This window comes from Aedoeadaptatus coli, assembly GCF_900343085.1.
Lineage (GTDB): Bacteria > Bacillota > Clostridia > Tissierellales > Peptoniphilaceae > Aedoeadaptatus > Aedoeadaptatus coli.
Map to the genome: position 1 here is coordinate 1 of NZ_OPYI01000012.1, position 26,618 is coordinate 26,618.

The following is a 26,618-nucleotide window of genomic DNA, read 5'->3' on the forward strand; positions in this document are numbered from 1 at the left end:
AGTATGAGAATAGGCGCTTTAGCGCCAACTGGGGAATTGTTGCAAGAGGAAGAAATTCAGAGCACGAAAGTGCTGCCGGTAACAGCCCCTTATAGGGGCAAAACAAACCACCGGCTAAGCCGGTGGTTCTGATTTGCATCGGGAGGAAAAAACCTGCCTGCCATAAAAAGAAGTAACGAAGTATTCGGTCTAAAAGCAAGGATTAAAAGAGGACCGGTCGAAAAGTTTCCTGCTAACTTCATGGAGAACAGTAAGCATCGGTCGTTTTTTACGCTTTATTCTTGAGAAGGTATTTTTCATTTTCAGGGAAGAGAAAATGATCGACTCATTTTCCGGAAAGGAATAAAACAATTTCGATTTATTTTATCAGTTAGAGCGTTCGCGCGAAAAAATAGAGCATGACGATTCGCTTTCGGTGAAAAGACATGCTTTGTTTTCAATTAAGTAAAAAGTCTCTTGACGTGAAATAGTTAGAAACTTATAATCTCTATCGGGCGATAATGGTTATCGTTCCCAAGAATAGTTTAGCGATCCAATGAAGGAGGTTTTGGATGCAGAAGAAGACGATTAGCTTGCTTTTGGCGGCGACGATGATTTTTTCATCGGCTGAAAGTGCGCTTGCAGCAGCTGTTGACGTCACCAAAAAGGCGACGGTACATAATAAAGCGCCGCAAGCCAGTGCCATTGTAAAAAATTTTGAAGCGTCACAGAAAAATGTGGTAGTGCAAAACGAAAAATTCGCCTATATCGTAGAGTTTTCACAAGAAGCGATGCGTGCTTCGGTGAAGGAAAAATTAAAAAAGATGAAAGATGTGAAAATTCTATACGATTATCACATTCTTTTTAATGCGGTTTCCGTGGAGACCTATCCCGAACAGGCGGAAGTTATCCGAACCTTGCAGGGGGTCAAGAGCGTGGAGCGTTGCGGAACCCTCGAGCCTTTAATGGAAAATGCGCGGAAAGTTGTCAAAGTGGATAAAGCCACTGATTACTTAAAGGCCATTAATGCGACCAATCCCGAAATCGGAAAACATTACGACGGCCGAGGCATGCTCATCGCCAACATCGACACGGGGATGGACTATAAGCACAAGGATATGCGTTTAGATAACGACGCCTTGTCTGCCGCCAAAATCCAGGAAAAGAATTTAAAACCCGAAGACAAGCCCTTTTACTTGTCGCCGAAAGTGCCTCGCAGCTTCAACTACTTAAGCGGCGGAACGATTACGAAGGAAATGTATGACGACGGAAGCGATTATCACGATCCCCACGGCATGCACATTTCCGGGATATTAGCCGCCAACGCCACGGATCAAGATCTTCAGGCTAAAAACGGGATTCGCGGCATTGCTCCCAACGCCCAGTTAATGGCGTACAAGATGTATTCCGATGCCAGCGACGGCTTTGCCGGCGATGAAACTATGTTCCACGCCTTTGAAGACTGCATTACCCACGGCGCCGACGTTATTTCCATTTCATCGGGCTTTACGGGAACCGGTCTCGTAGGCGAAAAATACTGGCAAGCCATTCGCGGCCTGAGGAAAGCCGATATTCCCGTTTGCGTCGCCACGGGGAACTACGCCACATCCGCGTCGGATTCCTCGTGGGACCGCTACAGCAACAATGCCCTTAACATGACCGACACGGGGAACGTCACCCGTACGGCGGCCCACGAAGATGCCATCGCCGTCGCATCGTCGAGAAACACCGTCGTGGAATTTAACGGTGTGAAGATTGGCGGAAAAGATATGCGCTATTCTCAAATCGGCGCTTTCTTCGACAAAAAACACTTCACCCAAAAAGATTACGACTTTATTTACTTAGGCAAATGCCAAGACGCAGACATCGCCGGAAAAGACGTCAAAGGCAAAATCGTCGTCATGGACCGTATTTTCTCAACCGACATGAAATACGCCTTCCAAAAAGTTAAAAACAAAGGCGCCGTCGGCGTTATCGTCGTCAACACCGTGAACTATTACAACCGTGACGACTGGGAAAATGTACCTGCTATGGGTTACGAACAAGACGAACGCACACAAGTGCAAGTCTTCTCCCTTTCCGGTTACGACGGCAGGGATCTTTGGGACATGATCACCGGCAAACAAACGACTGCCGATGAAAAGCAAAGTAAAAAAGGCGATTACCGCATCGACATGAAGGCATTCGACGCCCACAAACCCGCCGTCGGACAGGAAAAGCGTCTCTCTGTCGAATTTTTAAACGATAAAATCAAATGGGGCGACGAAGAAGTGCCGGCAGGTTCCACATCCTGGGGTCCCCGTACAGACCTTCTTCTAAAACCCGATGTTTCCGCTCCCGGTAAAAACATTTACTCTACGCTTAACGTCATCAACGGCGAAAGCACCTATCAATACATGAGCGGTACTTCCATGGCGACTCCCGTGGTCTCCGCGTCCACTGTATTGATTCGTCCCCGCTTAAAACAAATCGAAAAAGATCCTCTCATTAAAGGATCGGGCATCGACCTCGTAACCTTGACGAAGATTATGCTTCAAAATACGGCGCGGCCCATGAAAGACCCGACGACGAAAGATGAAAAGAACCAAACCCTGTTTGCATCGCCTCGTCAACAAGGGGCAGGCATTATCGACGTTGACAAAGCATTGAAGAACAACGTCATCGTGTCCGTAAAAGCCAAAGGCGGCGACGGGCAATCCAACGATTACGGTTCCGCTTCCTTGCGGGAAATTAAAGACGGATCGAAAGATTTCACCATTACTCTTCGCAACATTTCCGACCGCGACCTGACATTTAATGTGTCCGCAAGCCCGGTCACCACCGACGGGGAAACGCCGGTGAAAAAACTGGACGAAGAATACAAAGACGAAAAGAGCCAAGACGGACAAAAGATCGTAGCGGAAATTCACCCGAAAAAAGTAGAAGGTGCCCGCTTAAGCCTTGGTTCCGAAACCATTACCGTCCCCGCGCACAGCAGCTATAATTTAGCGGCAAAAATGGAAACGGGCAAGGCGAACAATCAATTTGTGGAAAGCTTCTTGAGTTTTGAATCGAAAGAAGCAGCCGACGGTAAAAACGAAAACGCACAACCTTCCCTATCTATGCCGGTTATGGGCTTTGCAGGGGACTGGAACAAAGAAACCATTATCGACAAATGGGCTTGGGAAGAGGGCTCTAAATCCAAGGGCATCGTCGGCTACGACGACGAAGGCAACTTAAAACGCCCCGGCACCATGAACCGCGGACGCGGCGGTGAACACGGCATCGACCTCTTTAACCCGGCAGGCGTCATTCAAAACACCGAAGACGGCAACCCGAACTTTGAACAAGACCCCGCTTTCTTCTCCTTGAATAACAGCATGGACTTTACGCAAAAAACCACCGGCGACAGTAAAATAGTCGACGGCTACACCACCGATAAAATGGTGACGCCGACGCCCCTTATTTTACGTTCCGCCTACGACGCGAAAGTGGCCATTGTCAACCAACAGGAAGAAGCGGGCCAACGGAACCTTAAAGTGCTTTCCGTACAACAATTTGTAAAGGGCATTTTAAACTGTAAGAGCAACACGGCAAAGGGATTGAAAAAATCCAAGATGAAAGTATTCCCCGAAATGCAATGGGACGGCAAAGTATACTCGCCGAAAGAACTGCAACTCGATGGAAACTACATCGAACCGGGTCTGACACCCTTGGCGGAAGGACAATATTACTACAAATTCCAATACCGTCTCACGCCGGATTACCCCTATCAAGTGTCCTATGTTCCCGTAAAGGTCGACAATACGGCGCCGAAGATTCTTTCCGTGGATTGTTCCAATCCCGACGAAATTAAGGTCGTGGCGAAGGACACCTATCACCAAAACCCGGACAAATCGAAGACGTGGTTTAATTACGATCAAAAACAACATCCCGAGGCCTTTAAAGAAGTTTCCAACAAACTTTGGTTCCTTGGCGCATCCTTTGTCGATGACTACGGCGATTTAATCAAAGAGCCGAACTTAAAAGTTCTCAACAAAGGCTACGATGCCAATACCGGCGAAACACACTACGTCATTAAAGGCGCCAACAGCGATCTTCAAGGCAAGACCTTGGAACTGGCGGCACTTGACGGCGCCACCAACTTCTCCGATACCTTCCGCGTGAAATTCGATCAAAGCCTTACCGGCGGCAAGCTGAAATATGAAGTAAACGCAAAGGCGAACGAGGACGAAGACGGCTACAAGGCAGATGATAAGTACGTCATCGACGGCAGCAAACTTAAAACCGCCGCGCCCCTTGAAAATAAACCGGAAGAAGAAAAACAAGAGAACGATAAAAAGATTGAGGGCAAACCTGAAATCGTCTTGAATGAAAAACATTCCACTACAGGACAATTAGAAGCTGCCGATTTACGAAGCATGCCGAAACCCAAGACCTATAATAAATACGATTTTATTAGCGGCGAAGAAAAGCCCTATACCGATTACGGCAATTTCTATGGAGAACTCGATGCCGACGGCAATCCCCTCTTCTATGAAGACGGAACGAAGATGGAATACACCAAGGAAACCATGGAGGATTTAAAGGCAAAGGGCTATGTCGGCAAAATCACACCCGATGCAGACGGCGGCTTCCGCGTATCCGGCACCTTGAAAAATGTATCGAAGAAGGCGAAGCTTTACTATCAATCGGCGACCATGATAAAAACCGGCAAACGGGCCGAAGTCATGACCTTCGATTACAATGACAAAAACAATACCCTTTCCTTCGATTTCTACGGCAACAAAGACGACGTCAATAACGATAAGGGAACCAACTACGAACGGGATATTAAACTCTTCGTCGTCGATCAACAGGGCGACAGCAAACCCATTTTCTTTAGAATGCCCAAAACGAAGAAAAAAGACGAGAAAGTATTCCATCCCGTCGAATCCCAGGTCGGCGATATCGAAGAACTCGATAACGGCGATTTAAACGGCAAAGTACAAGCCGATAAAGACGTTAACGGCAACACCGTCTTTAAAATGCGGGAAGCGTTGAAGATCTACAAAGGCTACGCCGTAAAGATCACATCCTTCAACCCGGGCAAAAACGGCTTAAAGCCCTTAAGCTCCGACGTGTATTACTGCGACGCATCCCGTTGCGAACAGGGCGAGGACTTTGGAAAAGACGAAAATGTCCGCTTCAATATTCTCCAAGGCTTTAACCACATAAACTACAAGGTTTACAAAATCGCCTTAGATGACAAGGGCAACGCGATTACAAAGGACGGCAAGGTGGAACTGAATGAGAAAAATCTCATTTCCGAAAAAGGCAAATGCGTATACTTCGACAAAGAAGCTGTGCAATTGGATATGGATAAAAACTTCTTTAACCCCACCGCCGACAGCAAACTTTACGTTCGCAAGAGCCCCTTGGTAATGAAAGGCGTCGTCGGCGATAAAGGCGGCTTTAACTGGCACCTGCGTATTAACGAAAGCATTGTCGACGAATACTTGATCTACGGCGATCTAAAGAGCGACAACAGCCGACCCTTTGAAGTAAAAATCCCCTTCGAAGACGGAGACCGCATGGACTGGGCGGCAAAAGATTACTCCGGAAACGGCATGCCCGGCGACATTAAAGACAGCGAAGGCAACATCATTCAACGTGCCCTCACCACCCAATACCATCTCTATTTAGACGATGTAAAACCGGCGGTTACCATTACAAAAGAAGCCAAAGACAATGCACAGGCCATCCCCTATGGCAACGACAAAAAACTTTACGTGAACGTAACGGATAAGCGTACCAATGGAAAAGAAGGAAAAATCCAAGAAAAGAAGATCTTCATTAACGGCAAATCTTATATCGCCGGCACGAACTTAGATGAATACGGCTACGCTCCTTATGAAATCAAAGTCGTGGCAAAAGACTACGCGCGGAATACGACGGTGAAAATCGTATCCTTCGATCCCGATAAAGACAAACTTAACGAAAAAACAAACGCAAAGGTCACCGTTCAATTCCATGGTGGCGAAGGCGAAGGCGCGATGAAGTCCATTAAAGTCGCCCAAGGGGAAGATTTCGCCTTACCGGAATGCACTTTGACGGCGCCGAAAGGCAAAGTCTTTGCAGGATGGCGCGTAGAAGAAGCCAACGCCTTTATGGATGGCGTATCGAGAACACAGGGCAGTGCACCTTCGGCGGAAAAGGAAGACCTTAAAGGTTTACGTCAACCGGGCGAAGTCCTTAACGCAACAAAAAATCTCGACATTACCGCCGTATTCAAAAACGCCAAACCTAAAGAAAAAATAACTGTAAACTTCGAAGGAGCAGGCGGACAAGGTACGGCACAATCCAAGGATGTAGAAAAAGGCTCTAGCATTATCTTGCCGGAAAACGGCTTTAAAGCACCGGCAGGAAAGGAATTTGCCGGCTGGCTCGTATCGGGCAAACTGAAGCAACCCAATGAACAAGTCACCATTGACGACCCCATGACCATTACGGCGCAATGGAAAGAAACAGTAATCAATCCTGATCCGGGAACGAAACCCGATCCGGGAACAAAGCCCGATCCCGGAACGGAACCCAATCCCGGCACCAATCCCAATCCCGGAACTAAGCCCGATCCCGGCACCAAGCCCAACCCCGGCACCAAGCCCGGCAGTGGCGGATCGAGTCATAATTGGTACCCCTCTACACCGAACCGCGGATCCGCTTCCCAAGATCCTGCCGATGGAAACAAAGCATCGCAAATTAAAGACGATTTCACCGGCCACTGGGCGGAAACCGTTATACGAGATGCCTTGGCAAAAGGCTACTTCAACAACATTGCGGGCGACATCGCCTTCATGCCCGATCTCCCAGTTACACGGGCACAATTTGTCACCGTCCTGGCACGCTACGCCAATGTGGACACAAGCAAATACCAATTTGCGCCATACAAAGACGTGGACGCAGGCGACTTCACCGCCCCCTACATCGCGTGGGCGGCAGAAAACAAAATCGTCCTGGGCGTAGGCGACAATCGCTTTGCACCGAACAAAACACTGGATCGCGCCGAAATGGCGACCATCCTCTATCGATACACCAACACCCTAAAAATTCAATTGAAAGAAACAGAACAAGTGCCGCAATACACCGACTTCGATACCATTCCCTCGTGGGCACAAGAAGCGGTAATGCACATGAGCCGCTACGAAATCCTACAAGGAAACGAAGACAAAACTTTCGCTCCGAAAGGAAACTTCACCCGCGCGCAACTGGCAAAAGTCATCTATCAATTCGGCCACTAAAATCAAAAGACAGATCGGAAAGACCGGTCTGTCTTTTTTGTACAAATATGTGAAAACTATCTTCTTTCCACGGCCTATGATATAATTTGGCTATTCATTGGAAACAAAGAAAAAGGATTGAGTGCGCTCGATCCTTTTTCTTTAGAAAAGGGGGGACGATATGACGCGTAATTACGATGTGGACGCAATTAAGTCTCTGAAAGTGGAAATCAATCAAATGGATCCGGTGGATTTGGCGGATCGTTTGCAGGACATGGATCCCGTATCCGTGGCCTTGTGGCTGAAGCTTTTGGATAAGGACAAGGCGGCGGATACTTTCGCGGAATTGGACAGGGAAACGAAGCGTCAATTAATCGACAGCTACACCGACGATGCCATACGAACCCTGATTCAGGAGCTCGACGAGGACGAGCTGGTGGATACCTTGCAAGAGTTGCCCGCCAACATGGTGCGCAGGCTCATGGATGAATTCGTCACCGGCGACCGTCGGGTGATCGTCAATAAATTATTAGGCTATCCGGAAGACAGCGTCGGCGCCATTATGACTGTGGAGTTTGTCTCCGCCAAGGCCTCCGCGGGCATGGAACATATTTATCAGCGGGTTATGACGTCCAATTTGGACGGGGACAAGCTGGAGCAAATTTGGATCACCGACGATTCTTTGATTCTTTTGGGCTACGTGTTTTTGGCCGACGTGTTGCGCTACATGGATCAGCCGGTGGAAGAGATGCTCCGGCCCCTACCTCGCACGGTTCAGGCCACGGACGACCAGGAAATTGTCGCAAAGCTCGCCTACCGCTACGACTTGTCGGAGATTCCCGTCACCGACTCCGAAGGGCGCCTCATCGGGACGGTTCCTTTGGAAGATGCCGTCGATATTATGCACGAAGAGTACGAAGAAGACTTGTCGAACATTCACGGGATTCAAGAATCTTCCGACGACGTCTATTTGGATCGCTCCATCTTCGCCATCGCAAAAGATCGCACCACCTGGCTCATCATCTGTTTGATCACCGCCACCATGACGGGCTTTATCATTCAGCGCTATGAATCCCTTTTGGCGGCCAGTGTGGCCCTTACCGCCTACATTCCCATGCTCATGGACAGCGGGGGAAACGCGGGGAGCCAATCCTCCACCACGGTGATTCGCTTCCTCTACACCGGCGACATCGGATTTTCCGACACCCTTCAGGTCATGTGGAAAGAGGTGCGCGTCGGCTTTATTACGGGTATCATTCTGGTGATCGTAAACTTTATCCGCATGACTCTTTTAGGACCGGAGACGCTGCCTGTGAAGCTCACCGTCTCTCTGACCCTTTTAATCACCGTCATGTTATCGAAAATGGTCGGGGGCATGCTGCCTTTGATCGCGGAGAAAATCCACGTGGACCCGACGGTCATGGCCGGGCCCATTATTACGACCTTGGTGGACACCTTCGCTCTTTTAATTTACTTCGAAGTGGCCACCCACTTAATCAATCTGTAAAACGCCGGCCTCGGGCCGGTTCTTTATTGCGGGAAAAGGGTAAATAAAGGGAAAGGAGGTATGGTATGAGAAAGAAAATTTTGATCGCCTTGGGGATTCTCTTTGCAGCGGGGGTGGCTTTTGCGGCCTTTTTGTCTTATGCCTTCTCGCCGACGCCGGATTTTCGGCGCAACGAAACCGTGGACGGCGTGCGCATGGACGTCGTCGTGGCGTGGGACGAGCGCAAGCCCATCATCCGCACCTTTAAAGAAAAAGACTATTTGGCTTTAACGGAAAATCAATTGGCGAAGGTGCGGGATACAATCGGCGGAAAGATCGAAGGGGATATCCCCTGTATCAAATTAAACAAGAAGCCCCGGATCTTTTTCCAATTCGAGAAAAATGAAAAGCCCGTAAAGCCTGAAAAGATAAGCATTAAAATCATCGCCCACGCCTCCCATTACGACGATCCCGAGAAGACGCGGATCATCACCGACGTACTAAAAGATGAAGGGGACTTGGGCTACAGCTACACCACCAAGCGCTACGGCCGCCAATACGAAAAAGACTTTCTGGAATACCTACAGGTGGAAGTCCATTACACGATCGACGGAGAAAACTACATCTCCACCTTCGGCGCATTCCAAGGCAATGTGGATGACGGCTCGAGTTTTTTCGAAAACGAAGAGTTGGAATCGCCTTTGGATCCCGAATAATAAGGCTTTCAGTTTATTTCCTTCGCTTGATGCCTTTTGCATTAGAAAACCCCCGGCTGCGCGCCGGGGGGTTGATTTATGAAACAGGTCAGGAAAAGGGATGAAAGATATTAAAGAAAATTGAATGTTGTGATTAAATTTTCTGCTTATTCATTAGCCTCATTTCCGTCATGGCTTCAATAAACTGCTTAGGCAAGTCCGCATGAATATCGTGACTCGACGGATACCCGGATTTCAATACACTATTCTTAATTAGAGCGTGTACTTCATCGGCGTCTTTTTCGTCCATAGCGGAAAGGAGGATGTCGTTATAGTCGTAATAGCTCGGCGCGGTCTCCTTGGGAGGTGCGACGTGGAGAATAATCGTAGGGCATGTAATTTGCCTGAGCGCTTCTTTTTGATTGAAGTCTTTAAACCAGGAAAAATCGTAAAACGCGTTGCCGAAGCGCAAATCGTAATCTCCCGTCCCGTCTTGCATATTTCTCGTCATAAAGACCAATCCGTTCAAGCCGATTTCAGGTGGATAATACCAGACGATAGGCATCCTGGCCGCGTTATTCTTCATACGTTTTGTAAAAGGATCTTTTACGAGGGCGCTCCAATGATCTTTTCCGTCCTTGTTGAAGAATTCTTTCATATAGGTGTGGTCAAGGTAATACGCCGTGTAGTTTTTCTCCATATTCCGGGAAAGAAAATCGTGAATCATTTTAAATTCAAGATAGGAGAAAGTTTTTTTCGCTCGCCCCGGTTCCGTTGAGAAAAAGGGGCCGTCTTCGAGAAGAAGTCCCTTCACCTGTTCCTTATCCTTTGCCGCAATAGCCGCGCTAATTAAAGCGCCGGAGGAATGTCCCGTCAGAAAAGATTTTTTCCGAATGACTTGGTGCATGAAGGAAATAAGGTCGTCGCGAATTGAAGTAATATTATACTTTGCCGGTACCTTCGACGACTTGCCGTGCCCATAACAGTCCACTGCATAGATGTGAAAGTACTTGGACAATTCGGGAAGAACGTTGGCGTAATCTTCTTTCGAGACCATTTGACCGTGAATCAGCAAGAGAGGTTCCCCGTTGTCAGGCCCTTCAATGTATGAAATTTCATAGCCATCCGACGTCTTATATACCTTTTCCTCAAAGCCTAAGCGTTCACCTTTCTTTTTCATAAATCGATCATTGCCGTAGTCAAAGCTGAGTGTGCGATAAGCAAAGACACCGAGCAGGACGATGATCACGGTTAAAATAATCGCAATTCTTTTGAAAAAGGTCATAGTATTTTCCCCTTAATCGCATGAAGCATGGCGGTCATTTGATCTCCGCTTACCAGTGCGATGCCCTGCGTTTGATCACCCAGAAGAAGAACCGTATCACCACTTTGAATATGAAAAAGATCTCTCGCCTCTTTAGGAATGACAATCTGCCCTTTGCTGCCGACTTTTGCCGTCCAGGCATAAAGTCCCTGTTTGTTTTTTTCGATTTTGTCTTTGTAGGTCAAGTGAGTGTGATTAGAACTGTTTGTTTCCATAGAAGCCCTCTCCGTTTCTGCAATATGTCATACTTTTCATACTTATAATACCACGTTCATCCTCTCCTTTGCATAAAACGGCTGAAAGAATCTAAAGAATTGGGACATAGATGAAGAGATGGGTATTGAGTTCCAAGAAAAATACTTCGCCATAATCTGACGAAGTATATTTCGGACTTATGTAGCTTAACGGTGGCTTCGATCGATCTTTTCCCATCGTTTTTTAAACCGGATCGTAATCATGGCGATAAGTCATGAGACGAGCGTGTTGGCGACTCGAAGAAAAGCGGCCTTTACTATCGACACGAAGCCGACTGCTTTATTTTGATGAATATTAAAGAGAGAGCTTCTGACGAAAAAATTTTTTCTGTTTTTATCGGCCGTCACACTTGTCTCGCATGACGGAGCCTATAAGATCAAATCCATTCGGAAATCCGGGCGCCTTTTTCGTAGCCTTCTTCGTAAAGAATGTTCATTTTCTCCAGATCCAATTTCAAGGTCTTCATGTGAAGGGTGGATTTGGGGGCGATGACGAGGGTATTGTCGTCGGCCAAAATGCGGCGCAGCTGACGGTTGTAGGTTTCGGCCCGCTTGGAAAGGGCCCGGGCCAGGGCGGGATACTCCCTTCGAAGGCGCAGAACGAAGTAGAGATCCCGCCGCGAGCGCCTGAAGTAATCCTTCGGCCGCGTCAAGATGACCACCGTCTTTGTCACGCCGTCGGCTTGCGCCTTCTCCATGGGAATGGGATCGGAGACGCCGCCGTCCACGTAGTAGCCGCCCTGAAAGGCCATGGGGTGATTGACCACCGGTACGCAGGCCGAGGCGGCGATGGCGCCGTAGCGGTCTTGAGCCAAATCGTCTTTTGTAAAATAGGTGGCCTCGCCTGTGAAGGCATCGGTGGCCACGACGACAAATTGCGCGGAAGAGGCCATTACCCGATCCAGATCCAGAGGGTATTCCCCGTCGTGATTGGAAAGGGTGCCGTAGATGTAATCCAGATTAATGAAATCCCCTGTTTCCTTGTAGTGCTTCACGCCCATGTAGTCGTCGCGAAAGGCGTAGTCCGTGTAAAAGGTTTTGGAGCGGCCCGGCTGCTGTGCCAGGTAGCCGATTAAATTGCTGGCACCGGCGGAGACGCCGAGGCAGTAGTCGAATTGAATGCGGTGGTCCAAACAGTAGTCCAATACGCCGGCGCCGAACACGTCGCGCATGCCGCCGCCTACATCAATAATTCCAAGCATGTATCCCTCTTTTCGTTGACGAATTCTTGTTTTGTTTTCATTATTTCACGATTGATCGAAACTGACAAGATGGATTTTCCCGACACGTCCCGTTTTTTTCCCGGTCGATTGTTCCGCCTAAAAAAATATGGTACAATAATTCTGAAAAAGGGGGGCGTGGGGTTGATCCGATTTGATTTCATTCAATTGCATTTAAAGCACTTGGCTTTTCGCGAGCTTGCTTTTTTACGCGAAAAATTCGATCACTCCACGGCCTTAGTGTAGGCATTTAAAGAGATACGGCACTCGTATCTCTTTTTTCACTTTTAGGAGGTTTTGTGCGTGGCTCCTCGAGAGGAGCCGATGAAGAAGTATCCTTTTAAAACAATCAAGTAGCACGAACAGAGAAGGTATCGTTAGATAGAAAGGATCAAACACAAAGTATGTGTGGAGTAATTGGAATTTATAGCAAATCGAATGTAGCAACCAGTCTTTTTTACGGCATGAATTCGCTGCAGCACCGGGGACAGGAAGCTACGGGTATGGCCATCGACAATGGGGAAGAGATTTTGAGAAAACGGGCCATGGGTTTGGTCATCGACGCCTACACGGAAGAAAGCTTACGGGACCTGGCGGGACACATCGGCATCGGCCATGTGCGCTATTCCACGGCGGAAGGTTCCCACGATTACAATATTCAGCCCATTATGGGTTTTGTCGGCGGGGAAACCATCGCCATCGCCAACGACGGCAATTTGGTCAACTACCAAGTGCTTCGTGAACGGTTGGAAGAAGAAGGGATGATGTTCCAAACCACCAACGACACGGAAGTGATTTTGTACTTAATTACCCGCTACTACGACGGCGACATTGTGGCCGCCATTAAAAAGACCATGAGCGTCATTAAGGGCGCCTATTCCGTCACGGCCCTGCTCAAGGGCAAGGTGGTGGCCTTCAGAGATCCCAACGGCTTCCGCCCCTTGGTTTTAGGTCGCGACGAAGACGACGTCATCGTGGCCAGTGAAAATGCCGCCATTGAAATTATTGGCGGTCAAATGACCCGAGACATCGGCGCCGGGGAAATTCTCGTCATCGACGAAACGGGCATCCATTCCGATCACTTTGAATCGGAAGATACGCCGAAAAACTGCATTTTCGAATACGTCTATTTCGCGAGAAACGACGCCACCTTGGACGCCATTAACGCCTACACTTTCAGAAGACGCTGCGGCGAAATTTTGTGGGAAGAAGCGCCCTGTGATGTGGACTTGGTCGTTCCCGTGCCGGACAGCGGCATTCCCTCGGCCATCGGCTACGCCCAAGCGGCAAAAATTCCCTACGGCGAAGGCCTGGTCAAGAACCGCTACATGGGCCGCACCTTTATTAAGCCCACCCAAAAGGAACGGGACATGGCGGTAAAACTCAAGCTCAATCCCTTAGGCGACGTGGTAAAGGGAAAATCCATCGTCTTGTTGGACGACTCCATCGTGCGGGGCACGACGAGCCGCAATTTGATCCACCGCCTGCGGGAGGCCGGTGCCAAGGAAGTACACATGCGCATCACCTCGCCGCCGGTAAAATATTCCTGCTACTACGGCATCGACACGCCGAACAGAAAACATTTAATCGCTGCCAATCAAAGCATTAAGGAAATCGAAGAAAACATCGGCGCCGATTCCCTGGCCTTTATCTCCATGGACGGCTTGGCCCGCGCCGGAAAGAAGAGCATCGACAATTACTGCATCGCTTGTTTTAACGGGGACTACCCGGTAGACCCCACGGTTATTTAGGAGGCATTATGACTTTATCGTACAAAGACGCCGGCGTCGACATTACCGAAGGCAATCGCGCCGTCGAACTCATGAAAAAAGCCGTCGCATCCACCTACGACAAGAATGTATTAGGTGACATCGGTCTGTTCAGTGGCGGCTACGACCTTTCCGCCGCCAAGGACATGGAACACCCCGTGCTTTTAGGCGCCACGGACGGCGTGGGCACGAAGCTCATGGTGGCACAAATGATGGACATCCACGACACCGTGGGCATCGACCTCGTGGCCATGAGCGTAAACGATTTGATCTGCCAAGGCGCGAAGCCCCTGTTCTTTTTGGATTACGTGGCCACGGGTCATGTGTCCGCCGAAAAGATGCAAAAGATCGTGGAAGGCGTGGCCGAAGGCTGCCGCCAATCGGGCTGCGCTCTCATCGGCGGCGAAACGGCGGAAATGCCCGGCATGTATGCGGAAGACGAATACGATCTCGCCGGCTTTGCCGTGGGTCTTTGCGATAAAAACAAAATCATCGACGGCAGCAAAGTAAAAGAAGGGGACGTGGTCATCGGCCTCGCATCCAGCGGCCTTCATTCCAACGGCTACAGCCTGGCGCGGAAGCTGTTCTTCGATCACTTGAAATTGGACATCGACAGCACCGCGGAAGGCCTTGACGGCACGGTGGGCGAGGTGCTTCTTCGCCCCACCCGCCTCTATGTGAAGCCCGTCTTGGGCCTGATGGACGAGGTGGAAGTGAAGGGCGTCTCCAACATTACCGGCGGCGGATTCATCGAAAACATCCCCCGCATTCTGTCTGACGATTTAAACTGCACCATCGAAAAGGGCAGCTGGGATAAGGGCGATCTCTTTACCTTTATCGAAAACACCGGCGCCATCGCCGAAGAAGAGCTCTATCGCTCCTTTAATATGGGCATCGGCATGGTAATCATCGTGGGCAAGGACGAGGCGGAAAAAGCCCTGGCCTATTTAAATGAAAAGACCGACGAAAAAGCCACGGTGATCGGCGAAATCACCGCGGGCGAAGGCAAAACCGTACTGAAATGAAAATCGCCGTATTTATTTCCGGATCCGGGACCAATTTGCAGTCCCTCTTAGATGCCGAGGCGGAGGGATTTTTCAAATCGGAAATCGCCCTGGTCGTCTCCAATCGCCGCGACGCCTACGGCCTCGTGCGGGCGAAGGAGGCGGGGAAGGCCACCTTCGTTGAAGAAGACGGCGACCTCATGGCCGTCTTGGAAGCCAATGGCATCGACTTTATCGTCCTCGCCGGCTATTTAAAAATCCTCGGGAAGGATCTTTTGACGCGCTACGCCGGGCGCATCATCAACATCCATCCGGCCCTTCTGCCGAAGTACGGCGGCAAGGGCATGTACGGCCTCCACGTCCACGAGGCCGTCTTTGCCCACGGGGAAAAGAGAAGCGGCGCCACGGTGCACTACGTCACCGAAACCGTCGACGGCGGCGCCATCCTGCTTCAATCTTCCGTGGACATCGAGAAATTAACGTCGCCGGAAGCCATTCAAAAAACGGTGCTCGTCTTGGAGCATCAATTACTTAAAACAGCCATTCGATTTTGCGAGGAGGGCATACTATGAAATACGCACTGCTGTCCGTTACGGACAAGACAAATATTGTGAGCTTCGCCAAGGGCCTGGTGGACCTGGGCTTCACACTGTTGTCCACCGGCGGCACCCTGAGAGCCATTAAAGAAGGCGGCGTGGAGGTCACCCCCATTGATGCCTACACGGACTTTCCCGAAATGCTGGACGGCCGGGTAAAGACCCTGCACCCGAAAGTACACGGCGGCATTTTATTTAAACGCCACGAAAAGAGCCACGTGGACACGGTGAAGGAACACGGCATCGGCGCCATCGACTTGGTCTGCGTCAATCTCTACGCCTTTGAAGAAAGCTACAAGCAACATAAATCCGAAGCCGACATGATCGAAAACATCGACATCGGCGGCCCCTCCATGGTGCGTTCCGCGGCGAAAAATCACAAAGACGTGCTTATCGTCACCGATCCCTCCGATTACGACGACGTGCTCGACGTATTAAAAGAAGGAAAAGACGACCTCGCCTTCCGCCGGAAGCTCGCCATGAAGGCCTTCAGCAAAACCGCCTACTACGATTCTATGATCGCCCGCTACTTCAAGGAAGTCACCGGGGAAGAGGACGATCTCTTAACCATCGGCCTGAAGAAAGATGCGGATCTGCGCTACGGGGAAAATCCCCATCAAAAGGCCGCGGTCTATTCCGATCCCATGGTGAACAGCTATTTCAGCCACTTGAAACAGTTCCAAGGCAAGGAACTTTCCTACAATAATTACAACGACTTTAACACGGCGGTCAGCCTCGCCGGGGAATTCGACGAAGAAAAAGACGGCATCATCTGCGTGGGCTTGAAACACGCCACCCCCTGCGGCGTGGCCTTAGGCGAAACCGATGTGGACGCGTACAAGAAGATGTTTGAAGCCGACAGCCTCTCCATTTTCGGTGGCATCGTAGCCTTAAACACCACGGTAGACAAGGCCTGCGCCGAAGAAATGGTGAAGATCTTCCTGGAAGTGGTCGCGGCAAAAGACTTTACCGACGAGGCCCTGGAAGTCTTCAAACAAAAGAAAAACCTGCGGGTCATTCAAGTGAACTACGCTGCCGGTGCCATGAAAAAAGAAATGCGTTTCGCAAGCGGCAAGGTCTTGGTTCAAGATACGGATCTCGACGCGGCGGAAGACTACAAAGTGGTCACGGACAAGGCGCCCACGGAAGCTGAAAAGCGGGACCTCCTCTTCGGCATGAAGGTGGTAAAATACGTGCGCTCCAACGCCGTGGTCCTCATTAAAGACGGCATGACCTTAGGCGTCGGCGGCGGCGAAACCAGCCGCATCTGGGCCCTTGAAAATATCTTTAACCACAATCCCGATCGCGATTTCACAGGCACCGTCATGGCCAGCGACGCCTTCTTCCCCTTCGACGACTGCGTCACGGCGGCAGCGGAAAAAGGCGTGAGCGCCATTATTCAACCGGGCGGCTCCATTCGCGACGAGGATTCCATTAAGGCATGTAACGAAAAAGGACTGTCCATGGTATTTACGGGCGTCCGTCACTTTAAACATTAAGGAGGCATTGTGAAGGTATTAATTGTCGGCGGCGGCGGTCGCGAGCACGCAATCGGCCATGCCATCGCCAAAAACAAAGAGGTAGAAAAAATTTACTTTGCACCGGGCAACGGCGGCACGGAAGATGTAGGCGAAAACATCGCCATTTCCGCTGACGACATTCAAAGCCTGTTGAAATTCGCCAAAGACATGGCCGTGGACTTAACCGTCGTCGGCCCTGAAGCGCCTTTAGTCGACGGCATCGTCGATGATTTTGAAGATGCGGGCCTTACGATTTTCGGCCCGCGAAAAGAAGCGGCTCAGCTGGAAGGCTCCAAGCTCTTTACGAAGGAATTTTGTGTGCGCCACAACATTCCCACGGCGGCCTATTCCGAATCCACGGATCCCGATACGGTGCGCCAAGCGGCCATGAACCTTCTCGCGGATAAAGGCGTCTGCGTCTTAAAAGCCGACGGCCTGGCCGCGGGAAAAGGCGTGGCAATCGCCTATTCGGAAGCGGAGATCGAGGCCTTTTTGATCGACGTCTATGAAAAAGACCGCTTCCATACGGACCGCGTCGTCGTGGAAGAATTTTTGGTAGGTTTTGAAATGAGCCTTCTCGCCTTCTGCGACGGCAAAACCATCGTGCCCCTTTCAACGGCCAAGGACCACAAATCTATTTACGAAGGCGGCCGGGGACCGAACACCGGCGGCATGGGCAGCTACGCTCCCAATGTGGAAGCCTTGCCCCTGTTGGATGCCATCGACGAAAAATTGGTGCGCCCCTTTATGGAGGGCTTGAAAAAAGACGGCATGGATTTCCGCGGCCTGATTTTCATGGGCATTATGATTACCGACGCCGGCCCGGAAATTCTCGAATACAATTGCCGCTTCGGCGATCCGGAAACCCAATCGGTCTTGGAACGCCTCGACGGCGATCTATTGGACATTATGATGGCCACGGCCAAGGGCGAACTGGACAAGGTGTCCGTAAAAGAAAACGACAAGAAAGTCGTGTCCCTGACCTTGGCCAGCGGCGGCTACCCCGAATCCTCGGAAAAGGGCGTTGAAATCACCATTCCCGAGGACTTAAAAGGTGTCACCGTCTTCCACGCCGGCACGAAGATGGAAGACGGCAAGCTCGTCACCGACGGGGGACGGGTGCTCACCGTCACCGCCGTGGGCGATACCTTCGAAGAAGCCATTGCCGCAGCCTATGCCGGCGCGGAAAAAATTCAATTCGAACATAAACAAATCCGCCGCGACATCGGCCCCATGATCAGCCGCGTCTACGTGGGCAGAAAGCCCGGCTTCGACAATGCGGCCAAGGGCCTTGCCGCTCAATTAAACGAAGAGCTGGGCATTCATCTGGACGACGTGAAGATTTACGCCCGCTACGATTTGGAAGGCCTGACGGCTGCGGAAGTGGATCGCCTCACAAAAGAAGTGCTTTCCGAAGCGCCCAGCGATGTGGTTTTCGCCGATGCCGACGCCTTCAAGCTTCAGTCTGAAATGGATCACGGCCTCGTGGTGGAATACCAACCGGGTCAATACGATCAGCGCCAAGCCGGCGTCCTGGATACGGCCACGGCCATCTTCGGTCACACTCACCTGGAAGCCACCTGCGCCACGGTCTACGACTTTATCGGCGACATCGACGAAGAGGACTACGCCGCCATCGTGAAACACCTGGTGAATCCGGTGGATCAAAAGATCGGAAATCTCTTCGGCGTGCCCACCACCATTAAAAAAGAGTCGGAAAAGAATACGGACAACGCCGTGATCGAAGGCTTTATTGCCTGGAACGAAGAGGAATTAAAGCGCCGCTTCGATGCCATGGATCTGGCCATGAGCTTCGAAGACTTCGCCTTTATTCAAGACCACTTTAAAGACGTGGGCCGAGACATTAACGAAACGGAACTGGCGATTTTGGATACCTATTGGTCCGACCACTGCCGCCACACCACCTTTAACACGGCCCTGGAAATCGAATTCGACGAAGGCGTAGACGAAAAAATCACCGCCGCCTACGATCGCTACATGAAGATGCGTGAAGAATTAAACCGCAAAAAGCCCGTAAGCCTCATGGACCTCGGCACTTTGGTGGCGAAACACTTAAAGGCCGAAGGCGTAAAGACAAATATGGAAGAGTCGGAAGAAATCAACGCCTGCTCCATTCGCGTGAACGTCGTGGCCGAAGATCTCCGCACAGGCGATGAAGAAACCATTCCCTATCTTCTCATGTTTAAAAACGAAACCCACAACCACCCGACGGAAATCGAACCCTACGGCGGCGCTTCCACCTGCTTGGGCGGCTGCATTCGCGATCCCCTCTCCGGCAGAGCCTTTGTCTATCAGGCCATGCGCCTCACGGGAAGCGGCGATCCCACCATGCCCATTGAAGACACATGGGAAAGCAAGCTGCCTCAAAAGAAAATCACCACGGAAGCCGCCAACGGCTACGCCTCCTACGGCAATCAAATCGGCATTCCCGCCGGCCTCGTGGAAGAACTTTACCACGACGGCTACATGGCCAAGCGTATGGAAGTGGGCGCCGTAGTCGGTGCCGCTCCGGAAAGCAATGTCTGGCGGGGCGAACCGAAGCCCGGGGATTTGATCCTATTAATGGGCGGTCGCACGGGCCGCGACGGCATCGGCGGCGCCACGGGAAGCAGCAAGAAACACACGGCGGCCTCCCTGGCCACGGCCGGTGCGGAAGTGCAAAAGGGCAATGCCCCGCAAGAGCGCAAACTCCTGCGCCTGTTCCGCCGCCCGGAAATCGCCTCCCGCATTAAGCGCTGCAACGACTTCGGCGCCGGCGGCGTCTCCGTGGCCATCGGCGAATTGGCTCCGGGAATCCGCGTGCAATTGGAAAAAGTGCCCTTGAAATACACGGGCCTCAAGCCGAAAGAAATCGCCATCTCCGAATCCCAAGAACGCATGGCCGTAGTCATCGAAAAAGAAGATTTGCCCCTTTTAGAAGAAATGAGTCGGGAAGAAAACCTCGAAATGACCGTCGTGGCGGAAGTGACAAAAGAAGCCGCCATGCGCCTCTACTACGAAGACACGCTCATCGTGGATTTGGACCGCGCCTTTATCGACACGGCCGGTGTGGACCGCAGCCAAAAGGTGAAGGTGGAAAAAGACCCTGCGTGCGGCTATTTGAATCGCTACGACGATTACAAGGCGGAAGACATTTTGAAACGCATGGGCGATTTAAATGTGGTGAGCCAAAAGAATTTAATCGAAAAATTCGACAACAGCGTCGGCCGCGGCACGGTGCTTATGCCTTTAGGCGGCAAGATGCAGCTCACCCCCACCCAAGCCATGGCGGGTCTGATCCCCGTGGAAGGGAAGAAGAGCCAAACGGCCAGCGTCATGAGCTATGGCTGCAATCCCGAATTTCTTTCGGAAAATCAATACCTGGGCGCCTACTACGCCGTGGTTGAATCCGTGGCAAAACTCGTGGCCACCGGCGCGGAAATCGAAGATATGTACTTCACCTTCCAAGAGTATTTCGAAAAACTCGCGGAAGACGAAAGCCGTTGGCAAAAGCCCTTGAAGGCCCTCTTAGGCGCCTTCGACGCCTGCATGGATTTTGAAATTCCTCCCATCGGCGGAAAAGACTCCATGAGTGGCACCTTCCGCGACAAAGACGTTCCGCCCACCTTGGTCTCCTTTGCCATCGCCCCCATGGCGGCGAAAGATGTCATCGGCAATGCCTTCACGGCGGCAGGGAACAAGCTGGGCATCGTGGAAGCAAAACGCTTAGGCGACGGCAGAATCGATATCGACGCCTTTAAGGCATCGGCCAAGGTGCTGAAAAAAGAAATGGCTTCCGGGAATATTCTTTCCGCCGCCGCCATTACCCACAAGGGCACCTTGCCGGGGATGATTATCTCGGCCCTCGGCAACGACCTCGGCTTCGACGTCGAATTAGACGACCTTTACAACGCCCGCTACGGCGACATCATCGTGGAATACAAAGATGCCTTCGACGGCGTAGAAGCCGTGGGCAGTCTGACAGAATCCGGCTATGTGGTAAACGGCGAAAAGCTCGACGAAGAAGCAATTAAAAACGCCTACATGACGGGACTGGACAAAGTCTTCCCGCCGGAAATCCACGATCAAAAGAAAGCTTTGGCCACGGTACAATCGGCAAGCACCCGCGGGGAAAACATCGCCGTAAAAGACAGCTGTCGCGTGCTCATCGCCTGCTTCCCGGGAACCAACAGCGAATACGACACGAAAGACGTGTTCACCAAGGCCGGCGCCGAAGCGGAAGTCTTTATCTTCAAGAATCAAACGGCGGAAGAAACGGTGAAGAGCATCTCTGAACTCGCCGAAAAGATTAAAGAAGCGGACATCTTCGCCATTCCCGGCGGCTTCAGCTTCAGCGACGAACCGGACGGCTCGGCGAAATTCATCGCCAATATTCTTCGCACCGACGAGGTGAAATCCGCCGTGGATCACCTGGTGAAGGAAAAGCAAGGCCTGGTGCTCGGCATTTGCAACGGCTTCCAAGCATTGATTAAATCCGGCTACCTGCCCTACGGCGAAGCCCGAGTGCAAGAAGCCGCATCCCCCACCTTGACCTTCAACGACAATTCCCGCCACGTGGCCCGCATGGTCACCACCCAAGTCATGACCAACGATTCGCCCTGGCTCATGTACCTGAATCCCGGCGACGAATACGCCGTGCCCATCAGTCACGGGGAAGGTCGACTGGTTCTTTCCGAAGAACAGGCGAAGGCACTGGTCGAAAACAATCAAGTGGCCTTCACCTATGTGGATAATCCCAACGGCAGCGAATTCAACATCGAAGGGCTTATCAGCCCCGACGGCCACATCTTAGGAAAGATGGGCCACATCGAACGGGTCGAAGACAATCTCTTTAAAAACATTCCGAATATGAAGATCATGCCGGTGATTCAAGCGGGCGTGGACTACATTTTGGGAAAGAAAAATAAATAAGTCGAAAGGCCTTCCTGCGGGGAGGCTTTTTCGTTACATAAGTTACGGAATTTTCCCGGGAAAAGACGTATACTGAACTTGACCTTTTGAAAAAGACAAAGGATAATTGAGCCTATGAACTATCGAATCAACAATTTACATCGGTCCATCGACTCGAAACCCGAGGCCTACGAGGCCGAAATCGAAAAAATCACCGGATTAAAGGCAGGCGACTACACCTGGCACCGCCACCGGGAATCCATCGACGCACGGAAAGGGCGCACCATGCGCTTCACCGCCGCCGTGGACATAAGCACGGACAAAAAAGTGCGCAAAAACAAACAGATCCTTCCCGTGAAAGAAAAGCCCTACGATTTAACGCCCATCGAAACGGCGGAGCGGCCCGTCGTCGTCGGCGCGGGACCGGCCGGGCTCTTCTGCGCCTGGGTGCTGGCCAAGCGGGGCATGGCGCCGATCTTGATCGAGCGAGGCGACGCCGTGGAAGATCGCGTGAAAAAAGTAGAGGCCTTTTGGGAAACCGGCGAGCTGGATCCCGAGAGCAATGTGCAGTTCGGCGAAGGAGGCGCCGGCACTTTCTCCGACGGCAAACTCACCAGCCGCTCCAAAGATCCCCGTGGTCGCACGGTGCTGGAGTTGTTCAGTCGTCTGGCGGAGGACGAGAGCATTCTCTACAAGAAGAAGCCTCACGTAGGCACCGATGCCTTGAGAAAGGTTTTAGTTCTTTTAAGAAAAGAACTGGAGGACATGGGGGCGGAGATTCACTTCCGCACGGCGTTAAAATCCATTACAAAAGATGAAGAGGGCTATCTTCTCACGACAAACAGCGGGGATTTTCGCGCCAAATACCTGGTGCTGACTCTCGGCCACTCGGCCCGGGACAGCTTTACTATGCTTTACGAAAAAGGCGTTTTTATGGAGCAGAAGCCCTTCGCCGTGGGCTTTCGCATCGAAGAGCCACAGGCCGCCATTAATGAAAGCCAGTACGGGGACATGTGCCGCTTTCTCCCCGCCGCCGATTACAGCCTCACCGCCAAGGTGGAAGAGAAGGGCGTCTACACCTTCTGCATGTGCCCCGGTGGCAAAGTGGTGGCCGCCGCATCGGAAGCAGGCGGCGTGGTCACCAACGGCATGAGCTACAAGGCTCGCGACGGGGAAAATGCCAACGCCGCCGTCCTCGTCACCGTGGATCACACCACCTACGGCGAAGGCGTCCTCGCCGGCGTGGAATTTCAGCGCGAAATCGAGCAGAAGGTCTTCGCCATGACAAAGAGCTACAAGGCGCCGGTTGAAAGCGCGAGCAGCTACCTTTACGGCGAGGAAACGGCGGCCGTTACGCCGACCTACAAGCCCGGAACCTTCGAGGCGAATCTGCACGAAATTTATCCCGAGGAACTGGACCGCGCCTTGACGGAAGGACTTAAAGACATGGGCCGCCGCTTCCCGGCCCTTATCGAAAAGGCAATGCTCACGGCGCCGGAGACACGCTCCTCCTCGCCGGTGCGCATCACGAGGGATGCGACGACATTGGAATCCATAAGCCACGAAAACCTCTACCCCTCAGGGGAAGGGGCGGGCTATGCCGGGGGCATCGTCTCCTCCGCCATGGACGGCATGCGCGTGGCGGAAAAAATCATCGAAAAGGAGAAAGACCATGTACGGAATTGATGTACTCATGAACGAACACGAACAGATCCTGCGCTTTACCGGGATCATTCGCCGCTATTTAGTCAAGGCATTGGAAGGGGAGGTTTTGTTTCAAGATGAAGTGCTTCCCATGATCGAATTTATTCGCAATTACTCCGACGCTCATCACCACGGAAAAGAAGAGGACATTCTCTTTCGCTATATGCTGTCGGATTTAGGCGATGTGGCGGAATATATCGTGCGCCAAGGCATGTTTGTCGAACACGATCAGGCGCGAAACATCGTGAGAAATTTAGACGAGGCGCGGCAAGTGTGGGAAGCTGATCCAACGGAAGAACATTTACTTGATGTCTTCGGGCTCATGTACAACTACGCCTTTTTGCTCGAGGCCCACGCCGAGCGTGAAAACGCCGTGGTCTATCCCTTTGCCGAAAGAAATTTAAGCGCCGAGCGTTTAGAGGCCGTGGATCGGGAGACGAAAGCATTTGAAACCGAACACGCGGCGCGCAGGGAAAACTACCTGAAGGAACTGGACCGTTGGGAAGGGCTTTTGGAAAATAAAAAGGCCTAAACAATTGACAGGAAGCCGGATATTTGATAGGATTACTCCGTAAACCAAATCCGGAAAACCGGAAAAAGCGGCTTGATACAAGCCCCTTTTTTATTGAGTTTATTTCCATTAATTTAGTCAGAGGAGGTGTGTGATGGCAGATCGCGTCACATTAGAATGCACAGAGTGCAAGCAAAGAAACTATGTCACGTACAAGAACAAGAAAAATACGCCTGAACGTATGGAAATCAAGAAGTATTGCAAATTCTGCAAGACTCATACGGTCCACAAGGAGACGAAGTAAGGAGAGATACGATGGCGCAAAAATCCACTACGCCGAAAGTTGAGGAAAAACAATCCTTGACGAAATATTTTCGCGGTGTCAAAAGGGAATTTAAACGGGTCGTATGGCCGACGAAAAAACAATTATTCCAATATAGCTTAATCGTTATTTTCGTAAGCATCGTCACCGCCCTGTTTCTTTACGCCGTTGACTTTGTCTTTAGCCACATTATGGGCCTGATTTTCGGCCTGTAAGAGGTATGGAGGATTTCAATTGACAGATGATTTAAATCGCACCCAGGGTGAAAACTCTCAGGAAGAAGCCCATTGGTATGTGATCCATACCTATTCCGGCCACGAAAACAAAGTCAAAGACAATATGGAATCCATGGTGAAAAATCAGGATCTCGGCGACATGATCTTTGATGTCCAGGTTCCCATGGAAGATTACGTCGAAGAAAAAGACGGCGTAAAGAAATTAAAGGAACGCAAAATGTTCCCTTCCTACGTCCTGGTAAAAATGATCATGAACGATAAATCCTGGTACGTCGTCAGAAATACCAGAGGCGTTACCGGCTTTGTCGGCCCGGGGAGCAAACCCATTCCCCTGTCCGACGAAGAAGTCAAGCACTTAGGCGTGACGAAAAAAGAAGCCCTGTCAGATACCTATGCCGTGGGCGATCGCGTCAAAGTTCTGACGGGACCCTTCGAAGATTTCGTCGGCATTGTCAAAGAGCTGGACGAGGAAAATCGCAAGGTGAAAGTCACCATTTCCATGTTCGGCCGCGACACATTGGTAGAATTGGATGTCAACCAATTAACCGAGGCATAAACGTAAGCACATTAAGAGTGGGAGGGAAACCCCGCAAAACCACATTAGGAGGTGTACTATGGCAAAGAAAGTCATAGCAATCGTTAAATTACAAATCCCCGCAGGCAAGGCAACGCCGGCACCGCCGGTCGGTACCGCCCTCGGGCCCCACGGCGTTAACATTATGGAATTTACCAAAGCATTTAACGCCAAGACGCAAGACCAAGCCGGTATGATCATTCCGGTTGTCATGACCGTCTACCAAGATCGTTCCTTTACCTTTATTACCAAGACCCCGCCGGCAGCCGTCTTAATTAAAAAAGCGGCAGGCATCGACAAGGCAAGCGGCGAACCCAACAAGAACAAAGTGGCCAAGATCACCAAAGATCAATGCCGCCAAATCGCCGAAACGAAAATGCCCGACTTAAACGCAGCCGATGTCGAAGCGGCCATGCGCATGATCGCCGGTACGGCACGCAGCATGGGCGTCGAAGTAGAAGGTTAGTGGGAGAAATTCCATTTCGTTTGAACCACAAGGAGGTTAAACATGCCTAAGAGAGGTAAAAAATATCAAGACAGTCTTAAACTCGTCGATCGTTCCAATCTCTACGATGTGAACGAAGCCATTGAATTGGTACAAAAGACCGCCGTCGCTAATTTCGATGAAACCATCGAGCTCGCCGTTCGTCTCGGCGTCGATCCCCGTCACGCCGACCAACAAGTTCGCGGCACCGTCGTCCTGCCCCACGGCACCGGCCGTACGGAACGCATCTTGGTCTTCGCTAAAGGCGAAAAGGCAAAAGAAGCCGAAGAAGCCGGCGCAGATTACGTCGGCGGCGAAGAGCTCATGAAGAAGATCCAAGACGAAAACTGGTTCGAATTCGATGTCGTCGTGGCAACACCCGACATGATGGGCGTCGTCGGTCGCATCGGTCGTATTTTAGGTCCCAAGGGCCTCATGCCGAACCCGAAGGCCGGCACCGTTACTTTTGAAGTAGCACAAGCCGTGCAAGAAATCAAAGCAGGTAAAGTTGAATACCGCGTCGACAAAGCGGCCATCATCAACGTACCCATCGGCAAGAAATCCTTCGGTACCGAAAAACTTACCGAAAACTTCAAAACCTTAATGTCTGCCATTATTCGTTCGAAACCGGCAGCAGCCAAAGGTCGCTACTTGCGCTCCGTCACCGTGGCTTCCACCATGGGCCCCGGGATCCGCGTAAACGGCTCTAAATTAATGGATTAACAAAATAAAAGATCGCGCTCGCCTCGGCGGGCGCTTTTCTTTTGCCAAAAGAACTGAAATCTTTGCAA

General features: G+C 51.1%; 18 protein-coding genes. 15 read left to right on the top strand and 3 right to left on the bottom strand.

Annotated features, from left to right (window positions below; translation table 11 throughout):
* Window positions 1-551 precede the first annotated feature (551 nt).
* The 3 genes from DG046_RS07275 to DG046_RS07285 all read left to right on the top strand — a co-directional run bounded on the left by DG046_RS07275 (window position 552) and on the right by DG046_RS07285 (window position 9,419).
* Complete coding sequence (locus DG046_RS07275; protein WP_108831848.1) at window positions 552-7,238, top strand: S8 family serine peptidase; 6,687 nt, start codon at window positions 552-554, stop codon at window positions 7,236-7,238.
* Between the two features lie 160 nt (window positions 7,239-7,398).
* Window positions 7,399-8,724, top strand: a complete 1,326-nt coding sequence (gene mgtE, locus DG046_RS07280) for a magnesium transporter (RefSeq protein WP_108831849.1) — start codon at window positions 7,399-7,401, stop codon at window positions 8,722-8,724.
* A 65-nt stretch (window positions 8,725-8,789) separates the two neighbouring features.
* Entirely contained in the window at window positions 8,790-9,419 is a 630-nt protein-coding gene (locus DG046_RS07285; protein WP_108831850.1) for a hypothetical protein, read from the top strand.
* Window positions 9,420-9,552: 133 nt separating this feature from the next.
* Here DG046_RS07285 and DG046_RS07290 read toward each other — a convergent pair whose 3' ends face one another.
* The 3 genes from DG046_RS07290 to DG046_RS07300 form a co-directional block, all read right to left on the bottom strand.
* Window positions 9,553-10,683: an alpha/beta hydrolase gene (locus tag DG046_RS07290; RefSeq protein ID WP_108831851.1), complete on the bottom strand. Its 1,131-nt coding sequence runs from the start codon at window positions 10,681-10,683 to the stop codon at window positions 9,553-9,555.
* A complete protein-coding gene (locus tag DG046_RS07295) occupies window positions 10,680-10,937 on the bottom strand; it encodes an AbrB/MazE/SpoVT family DNA-binding domain-containing protein (protein ID WP_199909596.1) in 258 nt (85 codons plus the stop codon). The genes DG046_RS07290 and DG046_RS07295 overlap by 4 nt, the downstream gene beginning before the upstream one ends.
* Before the next feature lie 416 nt (window positions 10,938-11,353).
* The gene (locus tag DG046_RS07300; RefSeq protein ID WP_108831852.1) at window positions 11,354-12,178 is read right to left on the bottom strand and encodes a patatin-like phospholipase family protein; all 825 of its coding nucleotides are present in this window, start codon (window positions 12,176-12,178) and stop codon (window positions 11,354-11,356) included.
* A gap of 422 nt (window positions 12,179-12,600) precedes the next feature.
* Here DG046_RS07300 and purF point away from each other — a divergent pair, with 422 nt between their 5' ends.
* From purF to rplA, 12 genes are all read left to right on the top strand, one after another.
* On the top strand, window positions 12,601-13,947 hold the full coding sequence (gene purF, locus DG046_RS07305) for an amidophosphoribosyltransferase (RefSeq protein ID WP_108831853.1): 1,347 nt from the start codon (window positions 12,601-12,603) through the stop codon (window positions 13,945-13,947).
* A gap of 8 nt (window positions 13,948-13,955) precedes the next feature.
* Complete coding sequence (purM, locus tag DG046_RS07310; RefSeq protein WP_108831854.1) at window positions 13,956-14,990, top strand: phosphoribosylformylglycinamidine cyclo-ligase; 1,035 nt, start codon at window positions 13,956-13,958, stop codon at window positions 14,988-14,990.
* Window positions 14,987-15,541, top strand: coding sequence for a phosphoribosylglycinamide formyltransferase (gene purN / locus DG046_RS07315; protein WP_108831855.1), 555 nt, complete (start codon window positions 14,987-14,989; stop codon window positions 15,539-15,541). Before purM ends, purN begins: the two co-directional genes overlap by 4 nt.
* Window positions 15,538-17,064: a bifunctional phosphoribosylaminoimidazolecarboxamide formyltransferase/IMP cyclohydrolase gene (purH, locus tag DG046_RS07320; RefSeq protein WP_108831856.1), complete on the top strand. Its 1,527-nt coding sequence runs from the start codon at window positions 15,538-15,540 to the stop codon at window positions 17,062-17,064. The genes purN and purH overlap by 4 nt, the downstream gene beginning before the upstream one ends.
* 9 nt (window positions 17,065-17,073) lie before the next feature.
* A complete protein-coding gene (locus DG046_RS07325; RefSeq protein WP_108831857.1) occupies window positions 17,074-22,017 on the top strand; it encodes a phosphoribosylformylglycinamidine synthase in 4,944 nt (1,647 codons plus the stop codon).
* 114 nt (window positions 22,018-22,131) lie between these two features.
* The gene (locus DG046_RS07330; RefSeq protein WP_108831858.1) at window positions 22,132-23,682 is read left to right on the top strand and encodes an NAD(P)/FAD-dependent oxidoreductase; all 1,551 of its coding nucleotides are present in this window, start codon (window positions 22,132-22,134) and stop codon (window positions 23,680-23,682) included.
* Window positions 23,669-24,232 carry a hemerythrin domain-containing protein gene (locus DG046_RS07335; protein ID WP_159082097.1) on the top strand — a complete coding sequence of 188 codons (564 nt, stop codon included), beginning with the start codon at window positions 23,669-23,671 and terminating at the stop codon, window positions 24,230-24,232. Before DG046_RS07330 ends, DG046_RS07335 begins: the two co-directional genes overlap by 14 nt.
* Window positions 24,233-24,365: 133 nt before the next feature.
* The gene (gene rpmG, locus DG046_RS07340) at window positions 24,366-24,515 is read left to right on the top strand and encodes a 50S ribosomal protein L33 (protein ID WP_108831860.1); all 150 of its coding nucleotides are present in this window, start codon (window positions 24,366-24,368) and stop codon (window positions 24,513-24,515) included.
* Window positions 24,516-24,526: 11 nt separating this feature from the next.
* On the top strand, window positions 24,527-24,748 hold the full coding sequence (secE, locus tag DG046_RS07345) for a preprotein translocase subunit SecE (RefSeq protein WP_108831861.1): 222 nt from the start codon (window positions 24,527-24,529) through the stop codon (window positions 24,746-24,748).
* A gap of 19 nt (window positions 24,749-24,767) precedes the next feature.
* Window positions 24,768-25,325 (top strand): transcription termination/antitermination protein NusG, encoded by a 558-nt coding sequence (gene nusG, locus DG046_RS07350; RefSeq protein ID WP_108831862.1) that lies wholly within the window; start codon window positions 24,768-24,770, stop codon window positions 25,323-25,325.
* A gap of 58 nt (window positions 25,326-25,383) precedes the next feature.
* Complete coding sequence (gene rplK, locus DG046_RS07355) at window positions 25,384-25,809, top strand: 50S ribosomal protein L11 (protein WP_108831863.1); 426 nt, start codon at window positions 25,384-25,386, stop codon at window positions 25,807-25,809.
* 42 nt (window positions 25,810-25,851) lie between these two features.
* Window positions 25,852-26,550, top strand: a complete 699-nt coding sequence (gene rplA / locus DG046_RS07360) for a 50S ribosomal protein L1 (protein WP_108831864.1) — start codon at window positions 25,852-25,854, stop codon at window positions 26,548-26,550.
* The last annotated feature ends 68 nt before the right edge of the window (window positions 26,551-26,618 follow it).

Coding starts and splice junctions, on each gene's coding strand:
- DG046_RS07275 (WP_108831848.1), top strand. CDS start 552: ATGCAGAAGAAGACGATTAGCTTGCTTTTGGCGGCGACGATGATTTTT.
- mgtE (WP_108831849.1), top strand. CDS start 7,399: ATGACGCGTAATTACGATGTGGACGCAATTAAGTCTCTGAAAGTGGAA.
- DG046_RS07285 (WP_108831850.1), top strand. CDS start 8,790: ATGAGAAAGAAAATTTTGATCGCCTTGGGGATTCTCTTTGCAGCGGGG.
- DG046_RS07290 (WP_108831851.1), bottom strand. CDS start 10,683: ATGACCTTTTTCAAAAGAATTGCGATTATTTTAACCGTGATCATCGTC.
- DG046_RS07295 (WP_199909596.1), bottom strand. CDS start 10,937: ATGGAAACAAACAGTTCTAATCACACTCACTTGACCTACAAAGACAAA.
- DG046_RS07300 (WP_108831852.1), bottom strand. CDS start 12,178: ATGCTTGGAATTATTGATGTAGGCGGCGGCATGCGCGACGTGTTCGGC.
- purF (WP_108831853.1), top strand. CDS start 12,601: ATGTGTGGAGTAATTGGAATTTATAGCAAATCGAATGTAGCAACCAGT.
- purM (WP_108831854.1), top strand. CDS start 13,956: ATGACTTTATCGTACAAAGACGCCGGCGTCGACATTACCGAAGGCAAT.
- purN (WP_108831855.1), top strand. CDS start 14,987: ATGAAAATCGCCGTATTTATTTCCGGATCCGGGACCAATTTGCAGTCC.
- purH (WP_108831856.1), top strand. CDS start 15,538: ATGAAATACGCACTGCTGTCCGTTACGGACAAGACAAATATTGTGAGC.
- DG046_RS07330 (WP_108831858.1), top strand. CDS start 22,132: ATGAACTATCGAATCAACAATTTACATCGGTCCATCGACTCGAAACCC.
- DG046_RS07335 (WP_159082097.1), top strand. CDS start 23,669: ATGTACGGAATTGATGTACTCATGAACGAACACGAACAGATCCTGCGC.
- rpmG (WP_108831860.1), top strand. CDS start 24,366: ATGGCAGATCGCGTCACATTAGAATGCACAGAGTGCAAGCAAAGAAAC.
- secE (WP_108831861.1), top strand. CDS start 24,527: ATGGCGCAAAAATCCACTACGCCGAAAGTTGAGGAAAAACAATCCTTG.
- rplK (WP_108831863.1), top strand. CDS start 25,384: ATGGCAAAGAAAGTCATAGCAATCGTTAAATTACAAATCCCCGCAGGC.
- rplA (WP_108831864.1), top strand. CDS start 25,852: ATGCCTAAGAGAGGTAAAAAATATCAAGACAGTCTTAAACTCGTCGAT.